Source organism: Devosia sp. BK (genome assembly GCF_032907385.1).
Lineage (GTDB): Bacteria > Pseudomonadota > Alphaproteobacteria > Rhizobiales > Devosiaceae > Devosia.
This window is the reverse complement of the sequence record NZ_JAIMBX010000002.1, coordinates 552,312-571,177: the sequence shown is the minus strand read 5'-3', so window position 1 is coordinate 571,177 and position 18,866 is coordinate 552,312. Positions and strand designations below refer to the sequence as shown.

The following is an 18,866-nucleotide window of genomic DNA, read 5'->3' as shown; positions in this document are numbered from 1 at the left end:
CTAAAACCCCACGTGGCCTTGCCAATCTGTTATGAAACTGTAAACGTCCGTGCCCGGCCTCTGGCCGGTTTTGTCGTCGCATATCTCTGGGATAAAAGCCGATTATGAAAGTCACACTCGAACGCAACCATCTGCTCAAGTCGCTGAGCCATGTGCATCGGGTGGTGGAACGGCGCAATACCTATCCGATCCTGGCAAACGTGCTGTTCAAGGCCAGCGAAGACCATGTCGAACTGCGCGCGACCGACCTCGATATCGAGGTGACGGAATCGCTGCCGGCCATGGTCTCGACGCCCGGCACGACGACCGTCCCGGCGCATACGCTTTATGAAATCGTCCGCAAACTTTCGGACGGCGCCGAAGTGCGGCTCGAAACCGATGGCGGGGAGAACATGGTTCTCACCTCCGGCCGCTCGCGCTTCAACCTCGCGTGCCTCTCGCCCGATTCGTTCCCCGATTTGAAATCGGGCGCCTTTGCCCATGAATTCGATGTGCCCGCGGCGCTCTTGCGCGAGCTGATCGAGCGCACCCAGTTTGCGATCTCGAACGAAGAGACGCGCTATTATCTCAACGGCATCTATTTCCACGCGGTCGAGAATTCGGCGACCGGTGCGCTGTTCCGCGCCGTGGCGACCGATGGCCACCGCATGGCGCGCGCCGAAATCGCTGCGCCCGAAGGCGCCCAGGGCATGAGCGGCATCATCGTGCCGAAAAAGACCGTGGGCGAGGTGCAAAAGCTGCTCGACGGTGTCGATGGCGATGTGAAGGTGGAAGTGTCCGACACCAAGATCCGCTTCACCGTGGGTCCGGTGGTGCTGCTCTCAAAGCTTATCGAAGGCACGTTCCCCGACTATGATCGCGTGACCCCGAAGAACAATGAAAAGCAGATGCTGGTCGATCGTGGCGCCTTTGCCGTGGCTGTCGACCGCGTCTCAACCATTGCCTCGGATCGCGGCGGCAAGGCTGTCAAGCTTTCGGCCCATGATGGCCTGCTTGAACTGTCGGTGACCAATCCTGACCATGGCACGGCCAGCGAAGAGCTTGCCGTCGACTTTGACATCGATGCCTTCGAAATCGGCTTCAATGCCCGCTATCTTCTCGACATCATCGGCCAGATCCGCTCGGAAAGCGCCGTCTTCCTCTTTAACGACGCCAATTCGCCGACGCTCGTGAAGGAAGAGGGCGAAGCTAACGCACTTTACGTGCTGATGCCGATGCGCGTTTAGTTTCAGATTTTTCTTGAAGTGAAGGCCCCCTCACCCGGCCCTGCGGGCCGACCTCTCCCCCGGAGGGCGAGGTGTCGCTCCGCGACGTTAGCATCCTCCCACCTCTCCCTCTGGGGGAGAGGTCGACGGCAAAGCTGGCGGGTGAGGGGGGCTTCCCTAAGCGGACCAAAAAAATGATCCGCCACATCTCCCGCCTTCGCCTCACCGCTTTCCGGAACTACGCCTCCGCGGCGCTCGATCTCGACGAGCGCCATGTCGTCCTTACCGGTCCCAATGGCTCTGGCAAAACCAATCTTCTTGAAGCCGTCTCAGTCCTCTCCCCCGGGCGAGGCCTCCGCGGCGCCAATTTCGAGACGCTGCAGCAGCAGGGCTCAGATATCGGCTGGGCTGTAGCCGCAACGATCGAGACCGATAGTGGACCCGCCGATATCGGCACAGGCGCCACGCCCGATGGGGGGCGCCGGGTGCGCGTCAATGGCGCCAATGCCCGCTCCATCGAAGCCATGAGCGACTATCTGCGCGTGCTTTGGCTGACCCCTTCGATGGACGGGCTGTTCTCCGGGCCCGCAGGCGAGCGACGCAGGTTCTTGGATCGCTTGGTGACGACGCTGATCCCCTCGCACTCGCTGGCTGTCAGCGACTACGAAAAGGCCATGCGCCAGCGCAACAAGCTGCTCGAAGACAGCAGTGATCTGCGTTGGCTGTCGGCGGTCGAAGCACAGATGGCGGAATTTGGGGCGTCCATCCACCTCAACCGCACCGATAGCCTGGCCCATCTTCAGTCGCTGATCGTCGAGAGCCTCGATGATGACAGTTTTCCCGCAGCCATGCTGTCGCTGACGCCGCTCTTCGAGGATGGGGTGGAGCCACCGACCTCGGCCGAACTCGAGGCCGTGCTGGCGCAGCGCTGGCATGCGGCGCGCGGCCTTGATCGGGCAGCGGGGCGCACCACATCAGGACCACACCGGGTCGATCTCGATGTGCTCCATGCGCAAAAGCACATGCCGGCGGCCCTGGGATCAACTGGCGAGCAAAAGGCGCTCCTTATCGGGCTCATCCTTGCCCATGCGCGCCTCGTTCGGTTGCGCACCGGCATCGTGCCTTTCCTGCTGCTCGACGAGATTGCGGCGCATCTCGATCCGGATCGGCGACGGGCGCTTTTTGCCGCGCTCGATGGGCTCGAAACCCAGTGCTTTTTGACCGGCACTGATCCACTGCTGTTCGAGGCTTTGGAGGGGCGGGCGCAACGTTTTGTCGTGCGCGAGGGGCGCGTTGGGTTCGACTAGCCAGAGGCGAGCCCACAGCGCCTGCTTTTGCCCACGATAAGCCGCAAAAACCGGCAATTTTCTTGGGGTTGCGGCCCCGTTCCGCTAGAACAAAAAGACCAGAAATACGAGTGATTCGGACCCAATGAGCGATAGCGAAAATCCGACCCCGAACGAGTACGGCGCCGACAGCATCAAGGTGCTTAAGGGTCTCGACGCGGTGCGTAAGCGCCCCGGCATGTATATCGGGGATACGGATGACGGCTCAGGCCTTCATCACATGGTCTACGAAGTCGTCGACAACGCCATCGACGAAGCCCTGGCTGGCCACGCCGACCTCGTGACGGTGACGCTCAATGCCGACGGGTCTTGCTCGGTCAACGACAATGGCCGCGGTATTCCCACCGACATCCACAAGGAAGAGGGCGTTTCGGCCGCCGAGGTCATCATGACCCAGCTTCACGCCGGCGGTAAGTTCGACCAGAATTCCTATAAGGTTTCCGGTGGTCTCCACGGCGTCGGCGTTTCTGTCGTCAACGCGCTCTCGGTGTTCCTGAAACTCAATATCCGCCGCAATGGCTCGATCCACGAGATGAGCTTTACCCATGGCGATGCCGATGCACCGCTCAAGGTCGTCGGCTCCTATGTCGAGAACAAGCAGGCAGGGACCTACGAAGGCCGGTCGGGCTCGGAAATCACCTTCCTGCCCTCGACCGATACCTTCACCATGGTCGAGTTCGATTTCAAGACGCTCGAGCATCGCCTGCGCGAACTCGCGTTCTTGAATTCAGGCGTTCGCATTCACCTGCGCGATCATCGTCACCCGGAACATGTCGAGGTCGAGCTCTTCTACGAAGGCGGGCTGGAAGCGTTTGTTCGGTATCTCGACAAGTCCAAGGTGCCAGTAATCGAAACCCCGATCACCATGATCTCGGAAAAGGATGGGATCACTGTCGAGGTGGCGCTGCAGTGGAATGACAGCTACCATGAAAACGTGCTGTGCTTCACCAACAACATCCCGCAGCGCGATGGCGGCACGCACTTGGCCGGGCTTCGCGGCGCGCTGACGCGCCAGGTGACGGGCTACGCCGCATCGTCCGGCATCGCGAAAAAGGAAAAGGTCGAGCTTTCGGGTGACGATACGCGCGAAGGCCTGACCTGCGTTCTCTCGGTCAAGGTTCCGGACCCCAAATTCTCGTCCCAGACCAAGGACAAGCTGGTTTCGTCGGAAGTGCGTCCCGTCGTCGAAAACATCGTCAACGACAAGCTCGGCCAATGGTTTGAAGAGCATCCGAACGAAGCCAAGGTCATCGTCGGCAAGGTAGTCGAAGCCGCCGCCGCCCGCGAAGCCGCGCGCAAGGCGCGCGAACTGACCCGCCGCAAGGGCGCGCTCGAAATCTCCTCGCTCCCCGGCAAGCTTGCCGATTGCCAGGAACGCGATCCGGCCAAGTCCGAAATTTTCATCGTTGAGGGTGACTCCGCAGGTGGTTCCGCCAAGCAAGGCCGCGACCGGTCCAATCAAGCCGTGTTGCCGCTGCGGGGTAAAATCCTCAATGTGGAACGCGCGCGCTTTGATCGCATGATTTCGTCCGATCAAGTCGGCACGCTGATCACTGCACTTGGCACCGGCATCGGCCGTGAAGAGTTCAACGCCGATAAGCTGCGCTACCACAAGATCATCATCATGACGGACGCCGACGTCGACGGCGCCCATATCCGCACGCTGCTGCTCACGTTCTTCTTCCGCCAGACGCGCGAGCTACTGGAGCGCGGGCATATCTATATCGCCCAGCCGCCGCTCTATAAGGCGACCCGCGGCCGCTCCGAACAATATCTCAAGGACGAGCGGGCGCTTGAAAACTACCTGCTCGATGCCGGGCTCGACGAAGCCGTTTTCACGACCCGCGATGGCGTTGAACATGCGGGCCCCGACCTCATGTCGATCCTGCAGCAGGCGCGCGATATCGACTATGCGATCAAGAACCTCAACCTGCGCTACAACCGTAATCTTGTGGAGCAGTCCGCAATCGTCGGCGCGCTCGATCCCGATGGCATGGCCGACCCGGAAAAGAGCGCCGAGACATTGAAGCGCGTTGCCAATCGCCTCGATCGCATTTCCGATGAACTGGAACGCGGCTGGAGCGGCACGATCACGGACGACGAAGCTTTGGCCTTTTCGCGCACGGTGCGCGGCGTCAACGAGACGCACCAGATCGATCGTGCGCTGCTTCAGTCGGCCGACGCGCGAAAACTCCGCCAGCTTGCTGGGCGTCTCGATGAATTGTTCGGCGGCGTGCCGACGCTCAAGCGTAAAGGCGAGACGATCAATATCTTTGGGCCAAGCACGCTCTTCAAGGCTGTCACCGATGCCGGCCGCAAGGGCGTCAGCCTTCAGCGCTATAAGGGCCTTGGCGAGATGAACGCCGAGCAGCTTTGGGAAACGACCCTCGACCCCAATGCTCGCACGCTGCTGCGCGTCGAGATCGACCAGACCGACGAAGCCGACCAGATTTTTACCGCTCTGATGGGCGACCTCGTCGAGCCCCGCCGCGATTTCATCCAGGACAATGCGCTCAATGTGAGCAATCTGGACGTCTAATCCCAAGGCCGCCTCCGGGCGGCCTTTTTCTTGCCAAGCGGGAAGTGACATGGTCGGATCGCCCGAACGCATCGCCATCATGTCCGACGTCCACGGCAATCTCACCGCACTTGAAGCCGTTCTCGCCGATATCGAAGCGCGTGGGATCACCCGCATTTTCAATCTCGGCGATCTGGTCGGCAAAGGGCCGCGGTCCGCCGAAGTCGTCGATCGCTGCCGGCAAGTTTGTGAGGTGGTCGTTCAAGGCAATTGGGATGCTGACGTCGCGAGCGGCCGAAAAGCAACCTCTGCGACGCTATGGCACCAGAGCCAGCTCGGACCGGAGCGAAATCACTATCTCGCCAATCTGCCGGGAAGCGTGGATTGCATGTTCGGTCGACACCCGGCGCGGTTTTACCACGCCAGTCAGGTGAGCCCTTTTAACCGGGTCTACGAGACTGCGTCTCGCGAGGTGCATCGCCAGATGTTTGCCAATACCGACTTCACCGGACACGTCACGCCGCCGGTACTGGTCGGCTATGGCGATATTCACACGCCCTACATGGTCAGCTTCGAAGGCCACACGCTCTTTAATGCAGGGAGCGTCGGCAATCCGCTGGACATGCCTTTGGCTTGCTACTGCATCATCGACGTCGGGCCGGACAGTCCCACAGGTTGGTCGCTGAGCTTCGTCCGCGTGCCTTATGACATCGAGGCCGAATTACAGATCGCGCAGCAGAGCGGCATGCCGCATTATGATTATTATGCCAGCGAACTGCGGACCGCGGTCTATCGCGGCATCACGAAGAAGCAGAAGGCAAAGCGGACCTAGTGCTTGAGTTCTTTTTCGACTGCCTTGCGCGAATTGCCGGCAGATTTCACCGCTGACTTTACCGCGTCCTTGCTCTTGCCGGTCTTGTCCGCTTCGTAGCGGACTTCGTGATCCTGGTTTCCGGCAACCTTGGCGCGATCCTGGCTGCGGCCACGCGATGTCTGGGTAGTGTTGGCCATGATAGTTCTCCTTGGCGTTATCTTCTGTAACGCCTCTCGACTCCATGGGTTCAATGCACCGCAAATCCAGTGTTCGGTGATCCTTTCCAGTCCGTCTCGCGAAACCTGGCTTTAATCTCGACACACGAGCGCATAGCTAAGAGCCAAGGTATTCACGCGAGGCTCACATGAAAAAGATTGGTTTCTTGTCCTTTGGTCATTGGAGCCCTTCGCCGCAGTCCGGTACGCGGTCGGCCGGTGACGCGTTGCTACAATCCATCGACTTGGCGGTTGCTGCCGAAGAGTTGGGAGCCGATGGCGCCTATTTCCGCGTGCACCATTTTGCCCGCCAACTCGCCTCGCCCTTCCCGCTGCTTGCGGCAGCCGGCGCAAAAACCAAGAAGATCGAGCTCGGCACGGCCGTGATTGACATGCGCTACGAAAATCCGCTCTATATGGCTGAAGACGCTGGTGCAGCCGACCTGATCGCCGGTGGCCGCCTGCAGCTTGGCATTTCGCGCGGTTCGCCAGAGCAGGTCATCGACGGCTGGCGCTATTTTGGTTTTGGGCCCGAAGAGGGCAAGACCGACCAGGACATGGCGCGGCAGCACGCCGAAGTCTTTATGGAAGTGCTAAAGGGCAAGGGCTTTGCACAGCCCAATCCGCAGCCCATGTTCCCCAATCCGCCGGGCATGTTGCGGCTCGAGCCACATTCGGAAGGTCTGCGCGAACGTATCTGGTGGGGCGCCGCCAGCGACGCCACCGCGATCTGGGCGGCGCAGATGGGCATGAACTTGCAGTCCTCGACGCTCAAATTCGACGAGAGCGGCAAGCCATTCCACATCCAGCAGGCCGAACAGATCCGCGCCTATCGTGCCGCCTGGAAAGAAGCGGGACACAGCCGTGAGCCCCGCGTCTCAGTCAGCCGGTCGATCTTCGCGCTCGTCAACGATCAGGACCGCATGTATTTCGGCGCCGGCCGTCCGGAGCAGGACCAGTTCGGCTATATCGAGCCGGAAAAGCGCGCCGTGTTCGGTCGTGGCTATACCGCCGAGCCCGACAAGTTGATCGAAGAACTCAAGCGTGACGAAGCCATCGCCGAAGCCGACACACTGCTGCTCACGGTGCCCAACCAGCTTGGCGTCGACTACAATGCTCATGTGATCGAGAGCATTTTGACCCACGTCGCCCCGAGCCTTGGCTGGCGGTAAGAATTAGCGCGGCAGGCTGAACGCGCTTGCCGCGCAGTTGTTGGCGGCCCAATAGCGGTCGACCGGTGTGAATGTACCGGTCGCGGCCTCTTCAACCCTAGCGGCGAAAGCCATGGCCCGGCATTCGTCTGGACCGGCCACCACATGAACCATTTCGTGGATGATTGTCAGGCGTCGCAATGCATCGGCGCCGGGCGTCGAAAACTGAGGGCAGAGCGTCAGTACGAGTTTGCCGTCTTGCGGCGGCAATCGTACGAAGGCGGCAAAGTCTTTGCAGGAGCGCTCGGCGCCCTCGCCGGCTTCGGCTACGTCTAGCGAAATGCTCCCGCCCCAGTAGGCGGACCGGAACTGCCGCAGAGTAAGCGCATCGCGATAGGTCGCAATATCGACGCTGACCATTTCGGCGGGCAGATTGGGTAATGCGGCCTCGAAGAGGTCGATCGCCTCGCTAAAGGCGGTTTGGGCTGTTTCGGCTCGCGCCGAAAGGGCGCTGAAAACAAACACGAAAAAGACAAGGCAGAAGCGCATAGCGCTTTCTGCCCTGCCATTTCCGCTCCGGCAAGAAAAGATTGCCATGCTTCCAAGCCGTTTTAGCGCGCGAGGAAGTCCTTGATGTCGGCCATCAACTGATCCTTATGCGTCGCGAAAAGACCATGTGGGGCGCCGTCATATTCAATCAGCGTCGCATTGGCGATGCCGGCCGCAGCCGCACGTGCCGAGGCATCGATAGGCACGGTCTTGTCGGCTGTGCCGTGCACGATCAGCGTCGGGACGCGGAACGAAGCAAGGTCAGGGCGGAAGTCCGTCGTCGCAAAGGCTTTAGCGCAATCGAGGGTGGGTTTGAGACCCGCCTGCATCGCAACGACCCAGGCGTGATGCGCTTCATCGTCCGAGGTGGGATGATCCATCAGCGAAATGCCGAAAAAGGTCTTGAAGAAATGGGCGAAGAACTTTGCCCGGTCTTCCTTCATGCCCTTGGTCATTTCGTCGAACGTATCCTGCGGCGTGCCATCGGGATTGTCGTCAGTCTTGAGCATATAAGGCACGACCGAAGCGATAAGTCCGGCCTGGCTGATACCCTTGCCGCCATGACGCGACATGTAGCGCGCGACTTCTCCGCCGCCCATGGAGAACCCGATCAAGGCCGCATCTTCCGCGCCAGTGGCTTGAATGACATCGGCAAGGTCGTCGGCCAGAGTGTCATACTCATAGCCCGAATAGGGTTGCTCCGAGCGGCCAAAGCCACGGCGGTCATAGGCAATGGCGCGATAGCCGGCTTCCGCGAGAACGAGCGCGCCATCGTCCCAGCTATCGGCCGAAAGCGGCCAACCGTGCAGCAGGATCACCGGGCGCCCCTCGCCCCAATCCTTGGCGTAAAGGGATGTACCGTCGCGCGTTTTAATCATTGGCATGAGAAAGTCCTTAATTAACAATGCTCTCCCAATTCGTTACGCAGTGGTCCTGTTCCCGCCGAAAGCTGCTGCCACTGCAAAGTGATCGATGTGTCGAACCGGACACACTTGCTTCAGGACTGTGCTTTCTCACATAAACCGGCCACATTTACTGCAGAGAACGGGTGCTGTCCGAAAGAAGGACGCGTCAGGCATATTGGCATGAAGCGCACCGCCGGACTTTAACCGCTCACTTACCTTTTGTTTCCCTCCTTGGGCGAACAGGGTAGAAGCGGCATCAGACCCCCTGGATTAGGTTTGCTCGATGGACTTCCGCATTTCGGCCGATGACCGTGTTGGTGCCCAGCCCAAAAGAACGGCCAAGCCCCAAGCGCAGACCAAGAAGGGTGCTCGGGTCGAACCGAGCCTCGGGCAGTCCGTCGGCAGCTTTGTCGACGATGAACGTTCAGGTGGCCAGATCGGTGGCGGCGGCGGCGGTAAGCCGCCGAGCAACAAGAAGCCGCCCCGGGGCGAAAAGCAGCCGCGTCGCGGCAAGGCCGAAACCGCCAAGCCCAAGAAGCGCCGCTCCCGCAGTGGCGGCTTTCTTATGGGGCTTTTGTGGTGGGGTTTCGTCGCCTGCCTTTGGGGCGGGCTCGCCGTTATTGCGGTCGTCGTTTATTACGGCGCCCAGCTACCGTCTTCGACGAGTTGGGCTATTCCCGACCGACCGCCCAATATCCGAATTCTCGCGGCTGATGGCAGCCTGATTTCCAACCGTGGCCAGACGGGCGGCGAGGCCGTGACCTTCCGCGAATTGCCAGCCTATGTGCCGGCGGCCTTCATCGCTTCGGAAGACCGTCGCTTCATGACCCATTTCGGCGTCGACCCGATCGGCCTTTTGTCCGTGGCGATTGAATCGATCGAAGCGCGCGGCGTGACCCGCGGCGCATCGACCCTGACCCAGCAGGTCGCCAAAAACCTCTTCCTGACGCCGGACCAGACCCTTGGCCGTAAGGTGCAGGAAGCCATCCTCGCGGTGTGGCTCGAGCAGAACTACACCAAGGAAGAAATTCTCGAACTCTATATGAACCGCGTCTATTTCGGCGCCGGCGCCACCGGCATCGAGGCCGCGGCGCAGACCTATTTCGGCGTTTCCGCGCGCAATCTATCGCTCGGCCAAGCCGCCATGCTTGTCGGCATTTTGCCCGCGCCATCAGCCTATAATCCAAAAGCCAATCCGCAGCGCGCCATCGAACGCCAGCGCATCGTTCTCAACCTGATGGCGCAAGAAGGCTATATTACCCGCGAAGAAGCGGATGCCGCGCAGATCGACTCCAGCCAGGAAACCGTGCGTACCGTTGTCGCCGGTTCGGAATCTTACGTGGCCGACTGGGTCGAAAGCCTGATGACGTCCTATATCGGGGACATCAAGGATGACGTCGTGGTGCAGACCACCATCGACTGGAAGATGCAAAAGGACGCCGAGTTCATCGTCAAGGAGGCTGTCGCTAACGAGGGCAAGAAGCGTGGCTTCAGCCAGGGCGCACTCGTCTCCATGGATGTCGACGGGACCGTGCGCGCCATGGTGGGCGGCGTCGATTATCAGGCGAGCCAGTACAATCGCGCCGTTACCGCAAAGCGCCAGCCCGGTTCGACCTTCAAGCCATTCGTTTATATGGCGGCCATGGAAAAGGGCTATACGCCCGACACCTTGGCCGAGGACGCCCAGTTCGAATATAATGGCTGGAGCCCCCGCAATGCCTCGGGCAAATATGCCGGCACGGTGACGTTGCGGCAGGGTCTGGCCTATTCGCTCAACACCATTGCCGGGCGCCTCGCCATCGACGTGACGCCTGAAAAGGTGATCGAGGTTGCAACGCGCATGGGCATTTCCTCGCCCATGACCCCGGTGCCGTCGATTGCCCTCGGCACGCAGGAAGTGAACCTTCTCGAGCTCACCTCGGCTTATGCACCCTTTGCCAATGGCGGCATGGGCGTCATCCCCAATGTGATCACCAAGATCACCGGCAAGGATGGCACGGTGCTCTATGAGGCTTCAGACGCGGGTCCTGGACGAGTTGTCGATCCAAACGTGCTCGGCGAAATGAACGACATGCTTGAGACGGCGGTCGAAGTGGGCACCGGTCGCGGCGCCAATCTCGGCGGTTGGGAATTCGGCGGCAAGACCGGCACCAGCCAAAACGCTCGCGACGCGCTCTTTGTCGGCTACACCTCCGCCATGGTCACCGGCGTTTGGCTTGGCAATGACAACGACACCAAGACGACGCTCTCGGGCGGCAATGTGCCGGCGCAGATCTGGTCCGAATATATGACCAAAGCGCATGCCGGCCGCTCGCCACAGGCTATTCCCGGCGGCTCCTATCAGGGCCAGATGGTTGCCCAACAGGTGATTGACCCGGCTACAGGCCAGCCGGTGATCGACCCCACGACGGGGCAGCCACAGGTTCAATATGTCGATGGCGGCACGGGCCAGCCCGTGCAGACCATGACCGACCCCGCAACCGGGCAGGTTGTGGCGATCGATCCAGCGACTGGTCAGCCCAATCCGGCATTGACGCTCAATGGCGGCGCGGCAACGATGAACCCGCCGATCCAGACCGGCACGATGACTGACCCAGCCACCGGCCTTCCGGTCGAAGCGACGCAGCCGCAATATGATGCGCAGGGCAATCAGATCGATCCGGTTACCGGCCTCCCCTTGCAGACAACGCAACCCAATGGGTTCGGCGCCGCGCCGGTGGACAATTCTGCGCCTATCGATCCGCAGACCGGGCTCCCCATGGTGCTGGTCGTTGATCCGGCGACGGGTCAGCAGGTCTGGGTGCCCAGCGCGCCGGCGGCCAATAATCAGCCGCAGCAGATCCAGGGCCAGCAGGTGCAACCGGTCGACCAATTCGCGCCACCTGCGCCAGTTGGTGGCCAGGAGCCCGCCTATCAGAACGAGCGCTCCCAGCGCACCTTGATGGATCTGCTGTTCGGAAACTAAAAGAAGGCCCCTCGTTGGGGCCTTTTTCTCAGCGTTACCTTCTCCAGGACCAAACCATGACGACCCTTGCCGATTTCACCCTGCCGCTGCTCTCGGGCGCCGCAGCCACTGGCCGATTTCGACGGCAAGGTCGTTCTCATTGTCAATGTCGCAAGCCAATGTGGACTGACCCCGCAATATGCGGGGCTCGAAGCGCTCTACAAGCAATTTGGTCCGCGCGGTCTGGTCGTCCTCGGTTTTCCCTGCAATCAGTTTGCGGGCCAGGAACCGGGCACCAATGAAGAGATCGCCAGCTTCTGCGAGGTCAATTACGGTGTGACCTTTCCGATCTTTTCGCGCATCGACGTCAATGGGGACGAAGCGCATCCGCTCTACAAATGGCTCAAGGAATCCGCTCCCGGCATTCTGGGCAGCGAGGCGATCAAATGGAATTTCACCAAATTCCTCATCGACCGTTCGGGCGCCGTGGTTGAGCGCTATGCGCCAACGACGGAACCTGCCGATATTTCCGGCGATATTGAAAAACTGCTTTGATCCCAGTGCTGGCCGTCTAAGCCTGGGCGCGCAACTTCAACAATGTCGGAGCGGGGAAGCATGACAACTGATGCGCCGAAGCTGGCGATCTCGATCACCTATTGCACGCAGTGTAACTGGATGCTGCGCTCCGCCTGGATGGCACAGGAACTGCTCTCGACATTTTCGCTCGAATTGGGCTCCGTCACCCTTATCCCCGGTACGGGTGGTATTTTCGAGATCAGTTTTGGCGATGAGCTTGTCTGGGAGCGCAAGCGTGATGGCGGCTTTCCGGATAGCCGCGTGCTCAAGCAGATGGTGCGCGACAGGATCGATCCCGAGCGCAGTCTCGGCCATGTCGATCGCGTCTAGGCGAGCGAGTAGGGCGTACTGAACGATTAGTCTTGTCAGGCGTTCGGTTGCGCCCCATGTCTTTGGGGTCTTGGAGGACCCTTATGAAGATTTTTGCGCGCATCGCCATGGTTTCGGTTGCCGTTCTCGCCCTTGCCGCCTGTGGCAATCGCGATGAAGTGGGCAGTGTCGGCGTCGATTGGACAGGCAATGACATTTCGGTCGAAGCTGTGGCCGATCCAGACGTAGAGGGCGTCGTGTGCCACTTGGCCTTCTTCAACCGCTCCTTCATCGACCGGATCAGCCAGGGCAACTGGTTCGAAGACCCGTCTTATTCCGCACTCGATTGCTCGGCGGTTGGACCGATCACCGTTGGGGATATTAAGACCAGCGGCAGCCAGGAGATCTTCCAGCAGGCGCGGTCGCTGATCTGGAAATCCTTGCGCGTTACCCGCATTTACGACCCAGCCAACAATTCGCTGATCTATCTCGCCCATGCGCGGCAGATCCAGCAGGGCTCGGGCAAGATGAGTCTTTCCGTCGTGCCGCTTAATGGGCTCGACGTCACCTGGAAAAACGGCGCGCCGACTGGTGGCGCTGTCTCAGGATCGGTGATGGTGCAGTAGAAAAGAGGAAGGCCCGCCGAAGCGGGCCTTTTTTGTTACTCGGCGCTATCGTCCGTGCCTGGGCACGTGACCTCATCGCCGACCGCTGGGGCAAGCCCCTGAGCCGGTGGGTTATCAGTCGCGTCCTGAGAATCGTTGCTATCAGCATTGGTTTCAGTCGCAAGGGAATCGCCTGGCGCTGTTGAACCTGCGCCTTCCTGCACAAGGCAGTCATTGAGGGTGGTTGGGGCTTCTACAGCCTCCTGCGCGAAGAGGGCAGCGCTGCCACCAATGCTGAGGGCGAGAGCGGCAGTCATAGCAATGAGGGAGGATTTCATCTTGGTTCTCCAAGTGCGCTAAACGTGAAATTTCAATTGAGCAACACTAGGCAAACGCCTCAGCACCGGATCGGTTCGCTCAATAATCCACTTGAATGCCGCGCCTGTTCCAAATTGGTGCGTCCTCAGCGCCTCGTGCTAGATTGGAATGTCGTCGCGTCATAACCGATCAATGCACAAAAGAATTCCAGCTGACACCCCTTCAAGCGCTGGCCGACAGTACGATATTCTTCATCGAACGATACGGCTGCGCCAACCGGCGAAGGAAGAGAACGATGGCAATTCTGATTGGCGATACCGCCCCCGATTTCACCCTCGAATCCACCGAGGGCACCATTCACTTCCACGATTATATCGAAGGGTCCTGGGCTGTGCTTTTCAGCCACCCCAAGAATTTTACCCCGGTCTGCACCACCGAACTTGGCTACACCGCCAAGCTCAAGCCGGAATTTGAGAAGCGTGGCGTAAAGGTGCTTGGTCTTTCTGTCGACAAGCTCGAAGATCACGGCGGCTGGGCCAAGGATATCGAAGAGACCCAAGGCGCTTCGCTCAACTTCCCGCTCCTCGCCGATACCGAAGGCAAGGTTGCGCGTCTCTATGACATGATCCACCCGAACGCCGACAACACCCTGACTGTCCGCTCGGTCTTCGTGATTGGGCCGGACAAGAAGGTGAAGCTCAAGATCGAATACCCGGCCTCGACGGGCCGCAACTTCGACGAGGTCATCCGCGTCATCGACAGCCTGCAACTGACCGCCAAGCACCAGGTGGCAACGCCCGTGAACTGGAAGAACGGTGAGGACGTCATCATTGTCCCAGCCGTGACCAACGAGGTGGCCAAGACCAAGTATCCCGAGGGTTGGAAGGAACTGAAGCCCTATCTGCGCATTGTGCCACAGCCGCGCTCCTGAGCGCCGGCACCTGTCTTCTCCCTGACTGACCTGGGCGATGGAGCTTCCATCGCCCTTTTTCTTTGCCGCAATCGCGCGGGAAATCCTGCCACATTTGCGGCTTGGAATGCCACAAATGGAGATTTCCGCGTTATTCACAGGCCAAAAGTCAGCAAATCCGGGTTTTTTCTTATCTTCTGCGGAACCGTTGCACCAGGGCCACAATAAACAATGTGGTTTCCCAATTTTTACCGATCAGCGTCTCATACGCGAGGATTCAGCGAGTCTTGAGATTCAGTTTCTAAGAATCCGCCAAGTCTGGGCCAATGGTTAACGGTTCTCTGCCGCCAATCTGCGGCATCAAGGCAACAATTAACCCTGTGATCGCAAAGCGCCCACAATCAGGCCGTTCCGCCACATTATTCACCAGTCCATCGAAAACTTCAGTGAGCATGGACCATTGGTAAGAAAAGCCGTTCTCGTCGCCGCAGCGGCGGCTGCCCTCGCACTCTCAACTTCGGCAGCTTACGCACAATGTGGTGGCGCTTCCTGGTACGGCCCCGGCTTCAACGGCAAGCGGGCAGCATCGGGAGATGTCTTTAACGAGAACGCCATGACGGCGGCACATCGTTCCCTTCCCTTCGGCACGAAAGTGCAAGTCACCGATCAAAACAGTGGTAAGTCGATCGAAGTCGTCATCAACGACCGCGGTCCATTCCATGGCAAGCGCATCATCGATCTTTCCAAGGCTGCAGCGACTGCTCTCGGTTTCCGCAATCGCGGCACCACCACCGTCTGTCTTGCCCAGGACTGACGCGCCGTTGCTTCCAAACCCCATTACACGGCCGCCCTCTGGGCGGCCTTTGTTTTGTTCGGCTTAGACCCATCAGCATCTGACTTACAAATACTAGATAAGGCCAAATACTTTGGCGTCTGTTATCCAGTCGTTATCCACTCCGCTTTAACGTTCGCTCCGTAAACACGCGGGGGGCAGTTCTGATGAAGGCTTATGCCTATATCGTCGGACCACAAGACAAGACTTGGTCCTCTCTTTTCGGCACGGCGACGGACCTCGGCTTTACCGGCGTCTCAAGCTATCGCGGCCTCAGTCAGGTCGAGCAACAGGCTGACGAGACGCCCCTCTGTTATTTCCTGTTTTCCGGCGTACCCAATATCGCCGAGCTGCGGCAAGTGGCGCGCGATATTCGCTTTTCGGCTAATCCTGCCGTACGGTTTTCGCCGATGGTCTACTGTGCTGAAGATTTGTCGGTCGAAGCCACCATTGGCTGCATCAATCTCGGCTTTGACGATGTCATTGCTCTTCCGCAAACCGAAGCGGCATTGCGCGCTAGGCTTGAACGGCAGGTGGGTCGGCACGTCGTGTTCTATGAGGCTGCGGGCTATTTCGGCCCAGACCGCCGCAACCGCGTTTCGACGCTGCCGGTGACCGGCCAATCTGGCCGTATGGGCGGCCCATTCCGCCGGCTTGAAGTCATGCGCCATGTGCGGGAAGGCATCTCGATCAAACGCGATGAGCTCTTCCAACCATCCGGTAGCGGACAGCCAATGCAAACGTTGCAATAAAGCCTTTCGGCCCTATTTCACTCAAAGCCGAAATCGCCTAGCGTCGCGCTGTCTGATCTTTCGAGCATTTTCCATCATGCGATTCGGCATCGATTTGCCGCCCCAGATCAAGGTCTTCGGGGCGTTTTTTGTTTATTCCTTCTGCATGGGCAGCATCTTCCCGCGCCTGCCCGATATTCAGGAGGCGATGCAGGTCGGTGAGGGCGCTCTTGGCCTGGCGCTGATCGGATCTGCTTGCGGCACGCTGATCTCGCTGACCTTTGCAGGCCACTTCGTCGAACGCATCGGTTATCGCCGCGTCCTGCTGTTCGCTATTCCGCTGTTGTCCGCCCTTTACGCGCTTGCAAGCTGGGCGCAGACCCCGCTGGCCTTCTTCTTGCTTCTCGTGCCTGTCGGTCTCACCATCGGGGCCATCGAGATCATCATCAATGTCGAGGCCGATCGCGTCGAGCACGCCATCGGCCGGCGCATCATGAGCCGCGCCCACGCCTTCTGGTCGCTGGGCTTTTTCGCCGCAGGCATTGTTGGATCCTTCATCGCCCAAGCTGGCCTTGAGGTGCATTACCACCTGATGCTGATGATCCCCGTGGTTATCCTCGCAACACTTCTGCTGCTCGGCCGCTTCCAACCCGCGCCCCACCGCGCCGGCGGCAGCGACGAAGAGCCGCCCCGCTTTGCCCGCCCGACCCTGCCGATCATGGCGCTTGTCGGCGTCTGTCTTTCCGCCATGCTCATGGAAGGCGCCGGGATCGACTGGTCGGCGATCTATATGCGCAATCTCTTTGACGCCGAGCCCTTCTTCGCCGGCCTTGCCGTGGCCACTGTTGCCGGCTCGCAGGGCGTTGCCCGCTTCTTTGCCGATAGTTTCGTCGAACGGTTCAGCCCGGTCGTGGTGGCCCGCGTGCTGTTGACCCTTCTCGGCATTGGCGTGCTGCTGGCCTTCTTTGCCGGCGCCGCCTGGGTCGCTTACCTCGGCTTTGCGCTGATCGGCGTCGGGTCGAGCGCGCTGTTCCCGCTCGCCATGTCGGCGGCCGCGCAGCAGACTGATCGCCCCGCTTCGGTCAATGTGGCTGCGCTCGCGCAGTTTTCTTTCACCGCCTTCCTGTTAGGCCCGCCGCTTCTGGGCTATATCGCTGAGCACTTCGGCATTCAGTGGGTTTTCGGCGTCGGTATTCCCCTTGTGCTTCTTGGCTTCTTCACGGCCCCCACATTGGGCCGGAAGCCGCTCGCTCATGAGGTTACGCCATGATGATCCAGGCCCAGCATCGCATCTATGCGAGCTTCTTTCTCTTCGCGGTCACAACCGGCGCACTGATGGCGCGCCTGCCCGATATCCAGACACATCTACAGATCTCTGAGGGCCAGCTCGGTCTCACCATGATCGGCATGTCCATCGGTTCGCTGATTTCGCTGACCGTCGGCCCGCCCTATATCGAACGCCTCGGCTTCCGGAAGACGGCGCTGCTGACCGTCCTCGGTCCCGCCGTGCTCTTTGCCACCATTCCATGGCTACCCGTGGCTCCAGCCATGTTCGCCGTCCTGTTCTTTGCCGGCCTTCTGGCCGGGGCGCTCGAAATCAATCTCAATGTCGAGATCGACCGGCTAGAAATGCAGACCGGCAAGCGCTTCATGAACCGCGCCCACGGCTTCTGGAGCGTCGGCTTCTTCGTCACGGCCCTCTTTGGCGCCATGATCCGTCAGTCCGGTATCAGCGCCGCCTGGCATCAGGGTATCGTTGCCTTGATCGTGCTTCTCGTCGGTGGCTATCTCCTCTTCAGCGCCACCGAAGCGCCCAAACCTGTGCATGCCGAAGGCGATGCCGGTCATCGCTTCGCCTTCCCCAATTGGGGTCTTTTGCCGCTTTGCCTCATCGGCTTTGCCGCTTTCCTCGTCGAAGGCGCCGGGATCGATTGGTCGGCGATCTATATGCGGAACGTCTTCGCGGTTGAGCCTTTTGTCGGCGGCATGGGCCTTGCCCTCTTTGCCTTCTTCATGGCCGCGATGCGCCTCTCTGCCGATCCGATCGTCGCCCGCTTTGGCCCGCGCAATGTCGCCATGGTCATGCTGACCGCAGCCAGCGGCGGCGCTTTGCTCGTCGGCACCGCGCCATCGCCGGAACTGGCTTTGCTCGGCTTTGCTCTGATGGGCGCCGGTTGCTCGGCGGTTTATCCGCTGGCCGTTTCCGCCGCCGCGCAGCGCACCGATCGTCCGGCTGCCGTCAACGTCGCGGCCATCGGCCAGGTGAGCTTCGTCGTCTTCTTCCTCGCTCCGCCGCTGCTCGGCTTCGTCGCCGAATATCTCGGCATCCGCATGTCTTACCTGATCTGCCTGCCGCTGCTGCTTGCTGGTCTTTGGGCCTCGAGCTTTGCGCTCGGCACGAGAAAGGTCGACGCGCCGCATGGCATGCCGCCCGAGCCCCTCGGGCCCAATGGCTGAGGACGGGCAGCACAGCGACCTGCCGCCGATTGTCGATCTCCGGCAATCGGCAACCGCCCTGCGTGTTCAGCGCGGCGTCATGCGCATGCTGCGCGAGCGGCACGACATGGCCTGCTATGCCGAAGTGCCGCTCAGCAACGGCCGCCGCGCCGACGTTTTGGCGGTGGGCCCCAAGGGAGAGATCTGGATCATCGAGATCAAGTCGAGCCTGATTGACTTTCAGGTCGATCGGAAATGGCCCGAATACCGGGAGTTTTCCGACAAGTTCTTCTTCGCCAAGCCACCCGAGCTCGATAGCGAAATCTTTCCCGAGAGCGAAGGGCTGATCGTTGCCGATGGGCACGATGGCGCGATCCTCCGCGATAGTCCCGAAACCCCGCTCGCTCCGGCGCGCCGCAAGGCCCTGATGCTCAAACTCGCCAGGCTCGGCGCCGACCGCATCCACGTGTTGCTGGATCCTGGTCCGCGCTGATCGGATGGA

18 protein-coding genes and 1 pseudogene are annotated in these 18,866 nt (G+C 60.3%); 15 read left to right on the top strand and 4 right to left on the bottom strand.

What is annotated here, in order from left to right:
* Positions 1-104 precede the first annotated feature (104 nt).
* From dnaN to DevBK_RS14790, 4 genes are all read left to right on the top strand, one after another.
* On the top strand, positions 105-1,226 hold the full coding sequence (dnaN, locus tag DevBK_RS14805) for a DNA polymerase III subunit beta (protein ID WP_317185990.1): 1,122 nt from the start codon (positions 105-107) through the stop codon (positions 1,224-1,226).
* A gap of 173 nt (positions 1,227-1,399) precedes the next feature.
* Positions 1,400-2,512, top strand: coding sequence for a DNA replication/repair protein RecF (gene recF / locus DevBK_RS14800; RefSeq protein WP_317185989.1), 1,113 nt, complete (start codon positions 1,400-1,402; stop codon positions 2,510-2,512).
* 124 nt (positions 2,513-2,636) lie between these two features.
* Complete coding sequence (gyrB, locus tag DevBK_RS14795) at positions 2,637-5,090, top strand: DNA topoisomerase (ATP-hydrolyzing) subunit B (RefSeq protein ID WP_317185988.1); 2,454 nt, start codon at positions 2,637-2,639, stop codon at positions 5,088-5,090.
* Positions 5,091-5,139: 49 nt separating this feature from the next.
* On the top strand, positions 5,140-5,901 hold the full coding sequence (locus DevBK_RS14790; RefSeq protein WP_317185987.1) for a metallophosphoesterase family protein: 762 nt from the start codon (positions 5,140-5,142) through the stop codon (positions 5,899-5,901).
* Here DevBK_RS14790 and DevBK_RS14785 read toward each other — a convergent pair.
* Positions 5,898-6,080, bottom strand: a complete 183-nt coding sequence (locus DevBK_RS14785; RefSeq protein ID WP_062628778.1) for a DUF3606 domain-containing protein — start codon at positions 6,078-6,080, stop codon at positions 5,898-5,900. The two genes, DevBK_RS14790 and DevBK_RS14785, sit on opposite strands and share 4 nt — an antisense overlap.
* 167 nt (positions 6,081-6,247) lie before the next feature.
* Between DevBK_RS14785 and DevBK_RS14780 the strand changes: the two genes are divergently transcribed.
* Entirely contained in the window at positions 6,248-7,270 is a 1,023-nt protein-coding gene (locus DevBK_RS14780) for an LLM class flavin-dependent oxidoreductase (protein WP_061908693.1), read from the top strand.
* A 3-nt stretch (positions 7,271-7,273) separates the two neighbouring features.
* On the opposite strand, the gene DevBK_RS14775 is transcribed toward DevBK_RS14780, so the two are convergent.
* A complete protein-coding gene (locus DevBK_RS14775; protein WP_317185986.1) occupies positions 7,274-7,846 on the bottom strand; it encodes a hypothetical protein in 573 nt (190 codons plus the stop codon).
* Between the two features lie 14 nt (positions 7,847-7,860).
* On the bottom strand, positions 7,861-8,682 hold the full coding sequence (locus tag DevBK_RS14770) for an alpha/beta hydrolase (protein WP_317185985.1): 822 nt from the start codon (positions 8,680-8,682) through the stop codon (positions 7,861-7,863).
* Between the two features lie 304 nt (positions 8,683-8,986).
* Here DevBK_RS14770 and DevBK_RS14765 point away from each other — a divergent pair, with 304 nt between their 5' ends.
* From DevBK_RS14765 to DevBK_RS14750, 4 genes and pseudogenes are all read left to right on the top strand, one after another.
* Positions 8,987-11,668, top strand: a complete 2,682-nt coding sequence (locus DevBK_RS14765) for a PBP1A family penicillin-binding protein (RefSeq protein WP_317185984.1) — start codon at positions 8,987-8,989, stop codon at positions 11,666-11,668.
* A 56-nt stretch (positions 11,669-11,724) separates the two neighbouring features.
* Positions 11,725-12,202, top strand: a pseudogene (locus DevBK_RS14760) (glutathione peroxidase).
* Positions 12,203-12,262: 60 nt separating this feature from the next.
* On the top strand, positions 12,263-12,553 hold the full coding sequence (locus DevBK_RS14755) for a SelT/SelW/SelH family protein (protein WP_317185983.1): 291 nt from the start codon (positions 12,263-12,265) through the stop codon (positions 12,551-12,553).
* Between the two features lie 83 nt (positions 12,554-12,636).
* Positions 12,637-13,158, top strand: coding sequence for a CreA family protein (locus DevBK_RS14750; RefSeq protein ID WP_062628773.1), 522 nt, complete (start codon positions 12,637-12,639; stop codon positions 13,156-13,158).
* A 35-nt stretch (positions 13,159-13,193) separates the two neighbouring features.
* Here the strand turns inward: DevBK_RS14750 and DevBK_RS14745 are convergent, their stop codons facing one another.
* Positions 13,194-13,475 (bottom strand): hypothetical protein, encoded by a 282-nt coding sequence (locus tag DevBK_RS14745; RefSeq protein ID WP_317185982.1) that lies wholly within the window; start codon positions 13,473-13,475, stop codon positions 13,194-13,196.
* A gap of 275 nt (positions 13,476-13,750) precedes the next feature.
* On the opposite strand from DevBK_RS14745, the gene DevBK_RS14740 reads away from it, so the two are divergent.
* From DevBK_RS14740 to DevBK_RS14715, 6 genes are all read left to right on the top strand, one after another.
* Positions 13,751-14,386 (top strand): peroxiredoxin, encoded by a 636-nt coding sequence (locus tag DevBK_RS14740; RefSeq protein ID WP_317185981.1) that lies wholly within the window; start codon positions 13,751-13,753, stop codon positions 14,384-14,386.
* Between the two features lie 439 nt (positions 14,387-14,825).
* The gene (locus DevBK_RS14735) at positions 14,826-15,179 is read left to right on the top strand and encodes a septal ring lytic transglycosylase RlpA family protein (RefSeq protein WP_061908678.1); all 354 of its coding nucleotides are present in this window, start codon (positions 14,826-14,828) and stop codon (positions 15,177-15,179) included.
* Between the two features lie 185 nt (positions 15,180-15,364).
* A complete protein-coding gene (locus tag DevBK_RS14730; RefSeq protein WP_062628770.1) occupies positions 15,365-15,949 on the top strand; it encodes a hypothetical protein in 585 nt (194 codons plus the stop codon).
* A 76-nt stretch (positions 15,950-16,025) separates the two neighbouring features.
* Positions 16,026-17,198: an MFS transporter gene (locus DevBK_RS14725; protein WP_062628769.1), complete on the top strand. Its 1,173-nt coding sequence runs from the start codon at positions 16,026-16,028 to the stop codon at positions 17,196-17,198.
* Complete coding sequence (locus DevBK_RS14720; RefSeq protein ID WP_062628768.1) at positions 17,195-18,385, top strand: MFS transporter; 1,191 nt, start codon at positions 17,195-17,197, stop codon at positions 18,383-18,385. The genes DevBK_RS14725 and DevBK_RS14720 overlap by 4 nt, the downstream gene beginning before the upstream one ends.
* Entirely contained in the window at positions 18,378-18,857 is a 480-nt protein-coding gene (locus DevBK_RS14715; protein WP_062628767.1) for an MmcB family DNA repair protein, read from the top strand. Before DevBK_RS14720 ends, DevBK_RS14715 begins: the two co-directional genes overlap by 8 nt.
* The last annotated feature ends 9 nt before the right edge of the window (positions 18,858-18,866 follow it).